This is a genomic window from Acinetobacter nematophilus (genome assembly GCF_026344175.1).
Taxonomy (GTDB): Bacteria; Pseudomonadota; Gammaproteobacteria; order Pseudomonadales; family Moraxellaceae; genus Acinetobacter; species Acinetobacter nematophilus.
Map to the genome: position 1 here is coordinate 17,737 of NZ_JAPKMY010000017.1, position 14,340 is coordinate 32,076.

Sequence of the window (14,340 nt, forward strand, 5' to 3'; positions counted from 1 at the left end):
ATTCGATCAAAATATTAAACTTTTTCTAAAAATATCTATATTTTTTGATGAGTAGTCAATGCTGCAGAATTAATAGTATGACTTTGATTGATACTCTGCTAAATGAACAAATATCCATTTAAATAATATCGTTTTTTATTCTCTCAGGTCATTATAAATTATTGATTAAATTGGGTGATAATTTGCTTCTAAACGATCGACAGGCAATGGCATACCTAATAGATAACCTTGTAACTGTTGACAACCTAAGCGTTTAAGAATTTGCGCTTGCTGCTCTGTTTCAACACCTTCTGCCGTGACGACCAAGCCTAAGCGGATTGCCAGATGGATGATACTTTCTAAAATAATCTGTTCTTTTGAACCTTCGCACAGATTTCGAATGAACTCACGATCTATTTTTAGTTCGTCTACAGGTAAGTCTTTTAAATATAAAAAACTGGAATGCCCTGTTCCAAAGTCATCAATAGCCAGTTTAATTCCTAAATTTCTGAGTTTTTCAAAAGTTTGAATACTATCATCGATATGGTGCATCGCTGTAGACTCAGTAATTTCAATAATTAAATTTCCATGTTTAACATGATATTTCTGGATTAACTTTTCTAAATTGCCAATCAGATGCTTATGTTCAAATTGCACTGCGGAGAGATTAACAGCAACAGGGCAAAAGGTATAATTCTTTTGCTCCCATTGTTGAATTTGCATACACGCTTGCTCTAAGGCCCAATAGCCCATACGAATAATTAAACCCGTCTGCTCAGCGCCACCTATAAACATACTGGGTGCTAATAATCCCAAACTTGGATGTTTCCAACGAATCAGGGCTTCAACACCACAAATACGATAATCAGCGGTAAACTTGGGTTGATAAAATAAGATAAATTGCTGTTCTTCAACAGCTTTGTATAAATCATTAATCAATTTAGATTGACTTCGATTGTTATGCTGCTGGTCTAGGGAACAGCTATACATACTATAAGTGTTTCGCCCCTGTTCTTTGGACTGCATCATCGCAGAATCTGCATTAATTAATAAATCTTGTAAATTTTGTCCGTGATCTGGAAAAAATACAATTCCTATACTCGCTGAAATATTGATTTCTTTACCCGAAATTTGAAAACTATCCTGAATTTTTTGTAAGAATAATTCAGCAATATGCTCTGCTTCAGTTCGACTGGAATCTTCAAGAATTAGAATAAATTCATCACCGCCAATACGAATCAATTTTTGCCCTTCAGTCAATAAAGGATATAAACGTTGAGCAAACTTCACTAGAAGTTCATCGCCAATATGATGACCAAAAGCATCATTAACAGATTTAAAGCGATCAAGATCAATATAAACAAAGGCTATTTTTGTTGTTGCCTCCTTATAATCCAAAAATAATGCATCCGTATATTCAACTAGAAAAAGGCGATTAGGCAACTTAGTCAGATTATCTTGAAGTGCCAATCCTTCAAGCTCTTTATTGGCTTGTATTAATTGTAAACTGCGTTCTTCTAATCTTCGTTCTAAAATTGCCACACAAAAGGCAGAAACAAGAATCAAACTTGCCACAAAAATAATAGTGAACAACAAAACACCTTGCCCTTCGTTCAACTGATTTTCAAAATGATTGACATGCGTTGACGAAAACGTTATCGCTGTCATACCAGTATAGTGCATCCCTACAATACTCAGTGCAATCATGATGGATACGGCAGCTTTATACAACAGCTTATGACTAAAGGTATTTTTATACTTAAATGCCAGCCAAAACGATAATCCCGAACCACTGATTGCAATCGTCACAGAGAGTATGACTAAAATTGGATGATAATAAATTTGCTGGTTTGGAATTTCCAATCCCATCATGCCTACATAATGCATGCCGGCAATACCTAATCCCATAAGTAAAGCGCCTAAAATCAAACGCGGAAGGGGTAAGGTGTCCTGAGTTGTCAACCAAACTGCAAATATTGAAGCCAATGTTGCAATAATATAAGAGATTACAGTGAGTGTTAGATCAAAAGTGTGATTTTCTGGTAAATGGCAAGCCAACATTCCGACAAAATGCATCGCCCAAATGGCAAATCCCAGTGCCATACCACTTAAACAGATAATAACTTTTTGAATACGTGCCGAGTGAGGCGTAAAAATGAGTTGTTCTAATGAAATAGCAATGTAACAGATAATCACTGCAATGCACGCAGAACCTATTACGAGGCTACTATCATAACTCATATAACTCATAAAATTTTTCTTCCAGTAGTCAACCTATTATTGTTATAAGAAACCCCAATGTTTTATGACGTATAATGGCAAAAAGGTTCACTTTTTAGAACTCTAATATTTCTTAAAATATCACTATCCTATTGAAGGTCAAGTTATTTTTCTTAAAATTATCAGCCGCATTTTGAAACAAGTTAATCATTCTATGGCTTATTTTGAAGAATTGGAAAAAGATCCAAGAATTAAAACAGTTTTGTGTGATTAGCATCTCACTTTTAAATGCATTAATTAGGTTCATCATTTAGAAAAATAACAAATAACAGGTGTAAAGCGCCATCAAGTTAGCATTGCAAATTCAGATAGACCTTATTCATTACCAAAGGTAAGGATGATGACCAAAATGCTTTATTACAATAAGTAATGAAAAATTAGAATAAAAATTTTAAAACAGACACACATAGGATTCAAAAATCAGATCGATTGATCGTAGTATCGCATGCATTTACGTGTGAATGTCCAAATTGGAATTTCACATCGCAATCGATGCCATTTATCTCACCACATCAAATGTATGGAAAGTGAAAACCGAGCGACCCCTATCGCTCGGTTTTAACTGAAATCACGTTCATTTTTAACATACAATATCTAAGTAAATTGCTAAGCTTTTCTTAGTCCAATCTCAAGCTGAATTTGATCTAAGTCTGGAACATGGTAGCGAACATTACCTATTTTAACATATTGAAAAATTGTTTTATCTTCTATAGCGTCTTCAACATCCACCACTTCAGAGATACGTAAACGAATAGAGTTCGGCATTTCATTACACATTAAAGCAAAACGTTCATCCAACTCCTCACCTTCTATAATCAAGGCAACGCCCAAAGCCTTTCGGGGATCACTGACACTAAAGGTGGGTAATTGCTTTTCATGCCATTCCACTACAGGAACATGAATTGGACTATTCTGAGCAGATAGCACCACATTCTGCGGTAACAACATTGGGTCTTTGCCATAACAATTAATAATATAAGCATCAATAAACCCTGTAGACACCGTAATCAGGTGTTGCAGTTCCTGTGTACTGATTTTATCAAGTGCAGATTTTTCGATATTTCCCGCCATGAGTGCTCCTATTTAACCGTCAACAAAGCATCAATATTGGCTAATAAATCAGCCTCTTGGAATGGTTTACCCATATAGTTTGTCACCCCCAAGCTAAATGCACGTTCCCGATGTTTTTCACCTGTTCGTGAGGTAATCATAATAATTGGCAAGTCACGATGAATTTCATGATGTCGAACCAAATTGGTCACTTCAAATCCATCCATGCGCGGCATTTCAATATCTAACAGCATCAGATCTGGTTTAACATTTTCAAGTTGCTCAATCGCATCCACACCATCTTTAGCTGTAATCACATCAAAACCTTGACGTTCTAATAAACGTGACGTTACCTTACGAACAGTTACTGAGTCATCCACAATCATAATCAAACGACGTTGATCACGATGACGTTGTTTATCCTGTTGTAGATATTCAGCCCCACCTCGGCTTGAACCCTGAACTTGTCTGGCAATATTTTGCCCATCAAGAATCAAACAAACTTGACCATCACCAAGAATCGTAGCACCTGCAATCGCATTAATTGCTGCAAATTGTTTGCCGATCGGTTTAACCACAATTTGAGAACGTGAGCCAATCAACTGATCGACTAGAATTGCAACAGATTGACCTAAACTGCCTTTAATCAGTAACACAGGTAATGAATGTGCAAAGCCATGCAAACGTGGTGTCACCTGATTGGCTGTAAACTCACCGAGATAACGCAATTTATAACTTTGGTAATCTATGTCGAAATAGTCATTTTGAGTTTCAAAATACTCTTCCAAAGCAGCTGGAGAAATTCGTACAATCCGATCAATTTGCGACAATGGAACAGCAAATTGTTGATCACCGACTTTCACCATCAATGCATCACTGACAGCAACTGTTGTTGGTACGCGGATGGTAAAAGTCGAGCCCAGGCCCAATTCAGAACTTACGCTGACCTGCCCACCCAGCGACTTAATTTCACTTTGAACCACATCCAGCCCAACACCGCGTCCAGAAATCTGGGTAACTTGCTGCGCTGTACTAAAACCAGGATGGAAAATAAATTGTAAAATTTCCTCTGGTTCTAGATGCTGATCTGATTTAATCAAACCTTTTTCGATGGCTTTTTCGCGGATAATTGTAGGATCAATTCCTTTACCATCATCTTTAAAGGACACCAAAACGTCTGTACCTTGGCGACTAATATTCAAGTCAATTCGACCAGTCAATGACTTGCCAGCTTTTTGTCGCTGCTCTGTATCTTCAATCCCGTGGTCAATTGCATTACGCAACATATGTTCTAAAGGAGATACTAATTTCTCCAGAATATTACGATCTAATTCACCTTCCGTATTATTAACCAAAAGCTCAGTAGGCTTATTGACCGTCGAAGCAGTTTGACGTACCAGACGCTGTAAACGTGGTAATAAACGAGAGAAAGGAACAAGACGGGTACGCATCAGACTTTCTTGAATTTCAGCTTGAATCCGTGATTGCTGCAATAACAAACCTTCCGTATCACGAATTTTTTCAGCCAAGGTGGTTTTAAAGTCCACCAAGTCGGATGCAGATTCAGCCAGCGATTTAGACAGTTGATTCAAAGATGAATATTGGTCCATTTCCAATGGGTCAAAGTCTGCATAGCGCGCACTTAAATCACCGTGCTTAGCAATAATTTGACTTTCCAGCTCACCTTCCATTCGACGAAGCTGATCCGCTAAACGTTGAATCGCTAACTCCATATCGGTCAACGTATTTCCCAATTGACCCAAATCCATTTCAATACGCGAACGGTTAATGGCATTTTCACCAGAAAGATCGATCATCTTTTCAACCAAATCCGCAGAGATACGAATCATCTCATTGCTGGTTTCAGTTTTTTCAGAAAGATCCCATTCACCCAACATTGAAGGTGGTTCAGTCCCATCCCCCTGAACAAATTCATTATTGGTCTGTTCAAAAATCAAATTGGTTCGAGATAGTTTTTCTGGAAGCTGAGCAGAAACATCAACATATTGAATACGGTTTAAATTTGACTTTAAACCATCAAAATTATCGTAGCTCTTTTTGAAGATTGCTGCATCTAACCAGTGAAAAGCACTTTCCAATAAACCGTCATACACATTCGAATTAAAGTTGTGCTGACCAAATTGTTCAAATGCATTTTCAAGCTCATAGGCAATATCCGCAACACCTTCTAATTTCACCATTTTTGCACCGCCTTTTAAGCTGTGCGCAATACGTTGTAATTGAAGCAGTAAACTACGGTTACTTCGTTGATCAAACCATTGACTTAAAATGCTTAACCCATCATCAATCAACTCACGTGCTTCCTCAATAAAGGTTTCTTGAGCAACACGTTCTGCATCATCTAAATCATCTAATTGAATCTCTTCAACTACTGGCTCAACATGTTCAAGTGTTGATCGCTGTTGCTGTTCAACAACAACATCCAGATCTGGAGAATCGTTGACTAAAACGATCTCGTCTTCAACTTTGTCAGCTTCTTCAACATTCGTATCAGGCGAAAATTGCTGTTGATCAATATGCTGTAAAACTCCAAGAATATGTGTTGCTGGGTAATCAATAGATTTTTCACGAATCAACTGAATACGATCTGCAACATCATCCTGAATTAAACGAATAGATTGAATAACTTGTGGTCCAGCTTTGAGCTGACCTTTAATTACTCGCTCATAAATTGTTTCGAGTTCATGGGCTATTAAACCAATATTCGTCGCTTGAACCATGTTTGCACCACCTTTTAAAGTGTGCAAATAACGCATTAAATTATTTAATGCTGTGGTGTCATCTGGATGACTCGACCATGTATTGAGATCATGGTCCATCCCCACCAACAGTTCATCCGCTTCCTCAATGAAAATATCAAGAACGTCGGCATCAAATTCCCGCTGACTTTGCGTAGAATCAATATTTTGCTTATCTAGATTAATTTGGGTTAAGACAGAATGATTGATTGTCTCAACAGCGTTGATCTCAGGTACAACTGCTGCCATATGTTCAACGGCTGGTTCAGCAATTTGAACCTGATCCACATCAATATCTTGATGTACATAATCATGAAGCTCATCCAAAATCGCCTGAGTTGCATCATTCAGAATGACACGTTGACCTGATGCCAATGTATCAAATAAATGAATGAATTCCTGATGAGCTTTAGAGAAAATTTCAAATACATAATCGGTGTTCAGCAAATCCGACTTGGCAATAATCTGTGCATATCCATCCTTGAGTGCAAGACTGAAATCATGAATACCTTGTGACGCACGATTGTCAGTATGATCGACCAGAATCTGAGCTTGTTGAATCAGTTGTTGGAAATATTCTGGATATTCAATTTGAGCGCGTTTATCAAACTCAAATTCGGCATCCAACAATAGATCGATTTCCAAATCCACCAATTGAGTCACTAGCCCTACTTGTGGCTGATGATCCTGTTGATATTGATTTTGGAAATCATAACGTTCCCAAGCATCATTAAATTTTTGGTAAATCTGTGCTAATTGCTTATCTCGATCACCCGTTTGCTTGAGCACATGCAGATAATCACTGACGAATTCAGCATAATAGGTCAATAATGCATTTTCATTTTTAGAAGACTCTGTATCCTCTTGGACCAACACTTTAAACAAATGCTCAACTTTACCACTTGCTTCAAATACATCCTGAATATGCGCCATTGAAGAACTGCCACGCAAAGTGTGTAAAGCGCGAATCAAGCGATTATATTGTTCAGGTGTATGTTGCTCTAAATGTAAAAAGTCCTTTATTGTTGCCAGATGTTCTTCCGACTCTTCAACAAAAATCGTCAATGTTTCAGAGATTAGACTTTCATCAGAAGTTGATGTTGCCTCTAAAGCAAACTCTTCGGTTTGAATCAGATCTGGTATCGCATGCTCTTCCACATTTTCGGAGCTCGCGATTGATTCAGTTGTTTCCGCATGTCCTACAGCAGCCTCATCTTCTGCAAACTCTAAACCTGTCACCACACTTTCATCATTGAGGGTGTGCGCAAGTGACAGTAGATCTGCCAATGCAGGCTCTAAACTCTGCTTTTGCTGTAATTGTTGCCCCAAATACACCAATGGTGCTAAATCAAGATGATGTGGTTGTTTGTTTAAAAACTCAGTATACAATTTGAACTTATACACATTAAATACAGCACTGACATATTGTTGAATTTCAGTACTTAATTCCAAGTTTTTTGCAATTACACGATTTAATGTATCTTCAACAGTCCAAGCCAACTCCCCTGAACGCTTTGCCCCCACCATACGTCCAGAGCCTTTAAGGGTATGGAAATAGCGACGTACATTCACCAATTCCTTGTCTTTGGACTCATCACTTAGCCATTGATCAAGAGAAGCTTGTAACTGTTCAAAAATTTCTTCAAGTTCTTCTACAAAAATTTCTAAAATCTCATCATCCTGATCAATATAAGCATCTTCAGGTAAAGTGACGTGTTCAACTAAATGTTTTAATATTTCTTTCATAGCTCAGGCTTCTATGTTAGTTCCCGATTTTGGGACTAAAACCTTTCAAAATACAGTCAAGCTGAATGGCTTTAGAAGGCTTTTCACTGTGCGCAACCCCTACATTTTTATTGTAGAAATTACGCATATCAAGTCTCAATCGTTTTAGTCTGGTAATTTAAAGTCAGAAACTGATTGACGCAATGAATCCGCCATAGTTGCCAATTCAGATACCGAACGCGCTGTATCAAACGTTGCGCCTGTCGTTTGCGAAGTAATTTCTTGTACAACATTCATCGTATTGGCGATATGACCTGCTGATGCAGACTGCAATTTTGCTGATTCAGAAATACTTTCAATCAATCCTGCCAAGTTACTCGATACCGTTTGAATTTCACCCAAAGCAACACCCGCATCTTTTGCAAGATTTGCACCACGTACAACCTCAGAAGTGGTTTGTTCCATTGAAATAACAGCTTCGTTGGTATCGGTTTGAATGGTTTTTACCAATGTTTCAATCTGCTTTGTAGCAGATGCTGAACGTTCTGCAAGACGTTGTACCTCATCCGCAACCACGGCGAAACCACGACCTGCTTCACCAGCCATAGATGCTTGGATTGCAGCGTTTAATGCCAAGATGTTGGTTTGGTCGGCAATATCGTTAATCAGCGAGACAATGTTACCAATCTCTTGAGAAGACTCACCCAAACGTTTGATACGTTTTGATGTTTCTTGAATCTGTTCACGAATCGTGTCCATACCCTCAATTGAACGGTTTACAACATCTGCACCATTTGATGCAATCTGTACTGAACGTTGTGCTACTTCTGCGGATTCAGCAGCATTTGCCGATACATGGTCAATCGATTGTGCAATTTCATTAATCGCTGTGGATGCACCAGCAATCTCTTGCGCCTGATGCTCAGATGCCTCAGCCAACTGGTTGGTAATTTGTTGTGTATTCTGAGTATATTGTGCAACTTCCTGAGAAGTCTCATTGATTCGCGATACAAGGTCACGTAATTGGTCAATCGCAAAGTTAATCGAGTCGGCAATTGCACCTGTAAAGTCCTCAGATACCGTTGCATATGAACTCAAGTCACCATCAGCCAAATCGGCAATTTCATCCAATAAACGTAAAATCGCATTTTGGTTACGGTCATATTCGTCTTGTAAGCGCATTACACGTACTTTATCTGACTCACTACGTAAACCAATCAATTTAAATACAGCAAATAAGAATGCGCCTAAAGCAAACAATAAGATTAAGGCAGGTAAAATAGTGCCTACACCTGTATTTACTGAGAGTCGATCTAAGCCCTTTAATAAATTATCTGATTCAGCAAAGATATTTGATGATGCCTGACGAACTTTAAAAATTTGATCAGAGTTCTTTAATACTGAAGTCGATGCCAATTGCACAATTTCATTGTAATCTGATTTGATGCTTTCTAAAGATTCACGCAACTCAGGCTTGTCAATACGCGTTACACCCAAGTCAGCATTACCGTTTAACTGTGCATTTAGGTATGTTCCAAAAGTTTCAGTATCGGCATTGAAGTCTTCTGCAGAAGCACGTGTATTATCTGAACCCCCTAGTACTGAACCAATAGAACGTAAAATACGTTCTGCAAGGAATACTTGGTTTTTCGCGATTACAACCTGTGTACTCGGCATGTTATCACGTGCCATTTGGTCAACCATTAGGTTATATTCAGCCTGCATGCCAGGAATCACATCTGCAACGGCGATATTGGTGTCATATAACTGGTTAATGATTTTTTGGTGGGTTGCAATCATGTCAATATCAGCAGAAACTTGATTCCAGGTTTTTTCGACCCCTTCTACTGCTTTTGACGATGCATGAATATCTTTAACAATATCCAAGTTTTCTTTAAATTTCTTTTGTGACGCTACTAAAGCATTGATCGATTCTTTTGAGCCTGAAGCTGTTGCTTCTGTTGCTTGACGCGATAATGTTTGAGATAAAAGCTTTAATTCACCCAAACTACGAGTTAAGTCGTTATTTCGAGGAACTGTATAGAATAAAACCAAAAGTAAAATAATCGCGACGATGATGCTGACAATCGCCATTTGAATAAATGGTTTTGATTTGTCACTTTCCCCAAATAACTTTGCAAACTCATCAATTTTGGATTTGGTTTTTGTTAATACGCCTGGACTACTTTTTTGAGCAGTATCCCCTGTATTTTTCTTTTTTAGTTTAAAGCCCATTCAGCTTCTCCCGATTCGCTTAACTCTAATTAGGCGTCAAAGCTAGTTTATAAATTTTTCTGATGCATTCATGTATTGAGGATCATTCAACAAACGACTGAATAAGAATATATTCCAGGCTTGGTTATGCTGTTGGAAATATCCTTGACAATAGGTTTGAAGCTTTTCTTCCAGTTGATTATTTTTAGAAAAAAAGCTTTTTTTATTAAAATGTTGAATCCCCAAAACCTGATCTACGACCAGACCAACATAATGGTCATTATGACTAATACATAAGACTTTTTGAGTAGGTAGAAATTGGCTTCTTTGCCCCGTTAAATAAAAAGCCAAATCGGAAACCGACAATAACCGTCCGCGAATATTCGCTAAACCTTTTACCCAGCCCTGAACATTGGGAACTGGTGTATATTTTGGCGGATAAATGACTTCCGAAACTTCCCCCAATGGAGCAACAAAATATTGCCCCATCATTTCAAATGCAATGCCTGACCATCGGTTTACTTCACTATCATTGTCAGCGTAATTTTTATTTCCTCGCTTAGACAATCGAAGTAATTCGATAAATCCATTTGCTGCCATACATTATCCTGCTTGCAGATGCTGCTTGATTGTGCTGATCAGCTGATTTTCATCAATAGGTTTGGTGAGATAATCACAAGCGCCCTGACGTTTGCCCCACACACGGTCAGTTTCTTGATCTTTAGTACTTACAATCACAATTGGAATATGCTTCGTTGTTGCACCACGAGCAATTTGACGAGTTGCCTGGAAGCCATTGACCCCTGGCATTACCACATCCATCAATACAAGATCTGGTAACTCTGCTTGTGCAATAGTAATCCCATCTGCACCATTGGTTGCTTCAATCACCTCAAATCCATGTTTAGCCAAGATTTCTTTAAATCTAAACATTTCAGTTGGTGAATCATCAACGATTAAAATTTTTGTCATTGTTTCCCCCCAATTAACCGTTATGCACTCACATGGTTGCGAATTGCATTTAATAATTCATCTTTACTAAATGGTTTTGTTAAATATTCATCAGAGCCAACAACACGACCCTTTGCTTGATCAAATAAGCCATCTTTGCTTGATAGCATAATGACTGGAATGTTTTGATAATTTTGAGAATTTTTAATCAAAGCACATGTTTGATAACCATCCAAACGAGGCATCATAATATCAACAAAAACAATATCTGGATTAGCTTCAGCAAGCTTAGACAAAGCTTCAAAACCATCTACAGCAGTGACTACTTCACAACCTTCTCTTTGTAATAACGTTTCAGCAGTACGACGAATGGTTTTAGAATCATCGATCACCATGACTTTAAGATTTTGAAATTTATCGTCCATTTAATGCCCCTTTCCGTAAGCTTGGAATGAATTGTGCTGTACAGATTTATTTTTACAATTAATCATGGTTTTTTAACATATATTAACTCACTTTATCAATGAACATTTCTTGTCATAAATCTCATTTCAAATAGAAAAACACAGTAAAGCTCACATAAAAAAAAATATTCTGTATTTTTTTAGAACTTAATTGTTTATTAAAATTTTGTAACCACATAAAATGATCAAAGATCGTTTTTAAAATCATATAACTGACTTTATTTTTTGGGGATGGCAGACTTCGAATGGATAGAATAATCTATTATCAAAATGCTGGCTTAAAAACAAAAAAAATACGCTGTTTGACCTTAGTAATCTGTTTGATCATGTGCAGCGCTGTGGCATATGCAGATATATCTCAACCTAGAGCTGCTTGGTATCGATATTATGACAAAAACGGGGTTGCAAATATTAGTACTTCAGTCACGCCTGCACACATCAGAAATGGCTATGAAGCACTTGATCGCAATATGCAAGTGATTAAACGCAACCCTGCCTATAATGTTGAAAAGGATTTGCAACAGTCAACCTCCAGGGCATCTGAAGTTCGTAAACTAGAACAAGATGCCCGTCTCAAACGTGCTTATGGAAACTCGTCCGTTGCCACCAATAAACGTAATGAGCTGCTCAACAACTTAAAACAACAAATAGCACTACAAAATCAAAACCTTAAGCAATTACAAAGTGATCGAATTCTATTAAAAAGACAGGAAATGGAATATTATAGAAAAGGCAATACAGTACCATCCATCCTTAAAGATCGAATCAAGTACAATGCAGAAAATATAGACAAAACAAAAGGTTATATTAATAATTTACAAAATAGTTACCGCACTACCCAAAGCAAGTATGACGATATTATTAATCGGCTAAAAAAACTTGAATAATCAACTTTTAACTCAAAAAAATTCATACTCACTATTGAAAAAATCTTAACAAAAACCAAAGCTATCTAAATTTTCATTCAACTTTCTTAAATTTAAACCTCATGAAATACCCTTTTATGAGAAATCACGCATCATCTGATCTTTGTATTTCAAACCAATCAGACATTAAAAAACTTCAGCTAATTTTTTATCGTATTATTTTATCGTATAATCTGCGCTTTAAATCTAAAAATTTTAGGACAGTTTCCATGCGCGCGAGTCGCTTTTTGTTTGCTACGTTGAGAGAAACCCCAAACGATGCTGAGGTCATTTCACACCAGTTGATGTTACGTGCTGGGATGATTCGTAAGTTGGCTTCAGGTTTATATACTTGGCTGCCGATGGGTGTACGAGTACTCAATAAAGTTGAAGCAATTGTGCGTGAGGAAATGAATCGCGCAGGTTCATTGGAAACTTTAATGCCTGTAACACAGCCTGCTTCACTCTGGGAAGAATCAGGTCGTTATGTGCAATATGGTCCTGAACTTTTACGTTTTAAAGACCGTCACAGCAATGATTTTGTTCTAGGTCCAACACACGAGGAAGTGATTACAGATTTAGCACGCAACGAGCTAAAAAGTTATAAACAGCTTCCGATGAATTTCTACCAGATTCAAACCAAATTCCGTGATGAAATTCGCCCAAGATTTGGTGTAATGCGTTCACGTGAATTTATTATGAAAGATGCGTACTCTTTCCATGTAGATCAAGCATCGCTACAAGAAACTTATGATGTCATGTATGACACATACTGTCGGATTTTCACCCGCTTAGGCTTAAATTTCCGTCCTGTTCAAGCTGATACTGGCTCGATTGGAGGGTCTGGCTCACATGAGTTCCATGTACTTGCATCAAGTGGCGAAGATGATATCGCATTCTCTACCGAATCAGATTTCGCAGCCAATGTTGAAATGGCTGAAGCAATCTTGGTGGGTGAACGGGCAGCACCAAAACAAGCGTTTACGATTGTTGATACACCTAATCAAAAAACCATTGCGGATGTTTCTACCTTTCTAAATACTGATCCTGCCCATTCTGTTAAAGCTTTATTGGTACAAGGTGTTGCTGACGAAAACGGTCACATTCCTGTGGTTGCATTGTTCTTACGTGGTGATCACGAACTCAATGAGATCAAAGCGGAAAAGCACCCATTGATTGCAGCTCCATTGACTTTTGCGACGGATGAACAATTAAAGGCATTAGATTTGACAGCTGGATTCTGCGGTCCTCAAGGACTGGTGGAAAAAGGCATAACAGTCATTGCAGATCGTGCTGCATCAGTGCTTTCTGACTTTGTTGCTGGTGCAAATGAAGTGGATAAACATGCTATTGGTGTAAACTGGGAACGTGATGCTCAATTTACTGAAGTGTTTGATTTACGCAATGTCGTAGAAGGCGATCCTTCTCCAGATGGTCAAGGCACCATCATGATCAAACGTGGTATTGAAGTGGGTCATATTTTCCAACTCGGAAAAAAATATTCTGAGGCGCTGGGCTGTAAAGTACTCGGTGATGATGGTAAACCACTAGTCGTGACGATGGGCTGTTATGGTATTGGCGTAACGCGTGTAGTTGCCTCTGCAATTGAACAAAACTTTGATGACAAAGGCATTATCTGGCCTATGGCGATTGCACCTTTTGAAGTTGCCATTGTTCCAATGAATGCACAAAAATCACCACGTACACTTGAAGCTGCAGAAGCGTTATATAATGAATTACAAGCTGCAGGTTATGATGTTTTACTAGATGATCGTAATGAGCGTCCAGGTGTGAAATTCTCAGATTTAGAACTCACAGGTATTCCTCATCGTATTGTGATTGGTGAGAAAGGCTTGGATGCCGGTACTTTTGAATATAAAGGTCGTAAAGATACTGAGTCTGTTGATTTAAGCAAAGCAGATCTATTGGCCAAATTGGCGAAATAATTTTACTCAGTCATAAAAACCCGCAATTTTTGCGGGTTTTTTCATTTAAACCAATTAAAAATTAAAA

At 37.9% G+C, this 14,340-nt stretch carries 9 protein-coding genes; 2 read left to right on the plus strand and 7 right to left on the minus strand.

Annotated elements, in window-relative coordinates; translation table 11 throughout:
* Positions 1 to 165: 165 nt before the first annotated feature.
* From OSH00_RS19600 to pilG, 7 genes are all read right to left on the minus strand, one after another.
* A complete protein-coding gene (locus OSH00_RS19600; RefSeq protein ID WP_266131815.1) occupies positions 166 to 2,229 on the minus strand; it encodes a bifunctional diguanylate cyclase/phosphodiesterase in 2,064 nt (687 codons plus the stop codon).
* A gap of 636 nt (positions 2,230 to 2,865) precedes the next feature.
* Positions 2,866 to 3,330, minus strand: a complete 465-nt coding sequence (locus OSH00_RS19605) for a hypothetical protein (protein WP_266131816.1) — start codon at positions 3,328 to 3,330, stop codon at positions 2,866 to 2,868.
* Positions 3,331 to 3,338: 8 nt separating this feature from the next.
* The gene (locus OSH00_RS19610) at positions 3,339 to 7,814 is read right to left on the minus strand and encodes an Hpt domain-containing protein (RefSeq protein WP_266131817.1); all 4,476 of its coding nucleotides are present in this window, start codon (positions 7,812 to 7,814) and stop codon (positions 3,339 to 3,341) included.
* Between the two features lie 144 nt (positions 7,815 to 7,958).
* Positions 7,959 to 10,028 carry a methyl-accepting chemotaxis protein gene (locus OSH00_RS19615; RefSeq protein WP_196077414.1) on the minus strand — a complete coding sequence of 690 codons (2,070 nt, stop codon included), beginning with the start codon at positions 10,026 to 10,028 and terminating at the stop codon, positions 7,959 to 7,961.
* A 42-nt stretch (positions 10,029 to 10,070) separates the two neighbouring features.
* Positions 10,071 to 10,607, minus strand: coding sequence for a chemotaxis protein CheW (locus tag OSH00_RS19620; protein ID WP_196077415.1), 537 nt, complete (start codon positions 10,605 to 10,607; stop codon positions 10,071 to 10,073).
* Positions 10,608 to 10,610: 3 nt separating this feature from the next.
* Positions 10,611 to 10,979, minus strand: a complete 369-nt coding sequence (locus OSH00_RS19625; RefSeq protein WP_004827615.1) for a response regulator — start codon at positions 10,977 to 10,979, stop codon at positions 10,611 to 10,613.
* A 20-nt stretch (positions 10,980 to 10,999) separates the two neighbouring features.
* Complete coding sequence (gene pilG / locus OSH00_RS19630) at positions 11,000 to 11,383, minus strand: twitching motility response regulator PilG (RefSeq protein WP_266131818.1); 384 nt, start codon at positions 11,381 to 11,383, stop codon at positions 11,000 to 11,002.
* A gap of 284 nt (positions 11,384 to 11,667) precedes the next feature.
* On the opposite strand from pilG, the gene OSH00_RS19635 reads away from it, so the two are divergent.
* Both OSH00_RS19635 and OSH00_RS19640 read left to right on the plus strand, forming a co-directional pair.
* Positions 11,668 to 12,309, plus strand: coding sequence for a hypothetical protein (locus OSH00_RS19635; protein ID WP_266131819.1), 642 nt, complete (start codon positions 11,668 to 11,670; stop codon positions 12,307 to 12,309).
* A 248-nt stretch (positions 12,310 to 12,557) separates the two neighbouring features.
* A complete protein-coding gene (locus OSH00_RS19640) occupies positions 12,558 to 14,273 on the plus strand; it encodes a proline--tRNA ligase (RefSeq protein ID WP_266131820.1) in 1,716 nt (571 codons plus the stop codon).
* Positions 14,274 to 14,340 lie beyond the last annotated feature (67 nt).

Coding starts and splice junctions, on each gene's coding strand:
- OSH00_RS19600 (WP_266131815.1), bottom strand. CDS start 2,229: ATGAGTTATATGAGTTATGATAGTAGCCTCGTAATAGGTTCTGCGTGC.
- OSH00_RS19605 (WP_266131816.1), bottom strand. CDS start 3,330: ATGGCGGGAAATATCGAAAAATCTGCACTTGATAAAATCAGTACACAG.
- OSH00_RS19610 (WP_266131817.1), bottom strand. CDS start 7,814: ATGAAAGAAATATTAAAACATTTAGTTGAACACGTCACTTTACCTGAA.
- OSH00_RS19615 (WP_196077414.1), bottom strand. CDS start 10,028: ATGGGCTTTAAACTAAAAAAGAAAAATACAGGGGATACTGCTCAAAAA.
- OSH00_RS19620 (WP_196077415.1), bottom strand. CDS start 10,607: ATGGCAGCAAATGGATTTATCGAATTACTTCGATTGTCTAAGCGAGGA.
- OSH00_RS19625 (WP_004827615.1), bottom strand. CDS start 10,979: ATGACAAAAATTTTAATCGTTGATGATTCACCAACTGAAATGTTTAGA.
- pilG (WP_266131818.1), bottom strand. CDS start 11,383: ATGGACGATAAATTTCAAAATCTTAAAGTCATGGTGATCGATGATTCT.
- OSH00_RS19635 (WP_266131819.1), top strand. CDS start 11,668: ATGGATAGAATAATCTATTATCAAAATGCTGGCTTAAAAACAAAAAAA.
- OSH00_RS19640 (WP_266131820.1), top strand. CDS start 12,558: ATGCGCGCGAGTCGCTTTTTGTTTGCTACGTTGAGAGAAACCCCAAAC.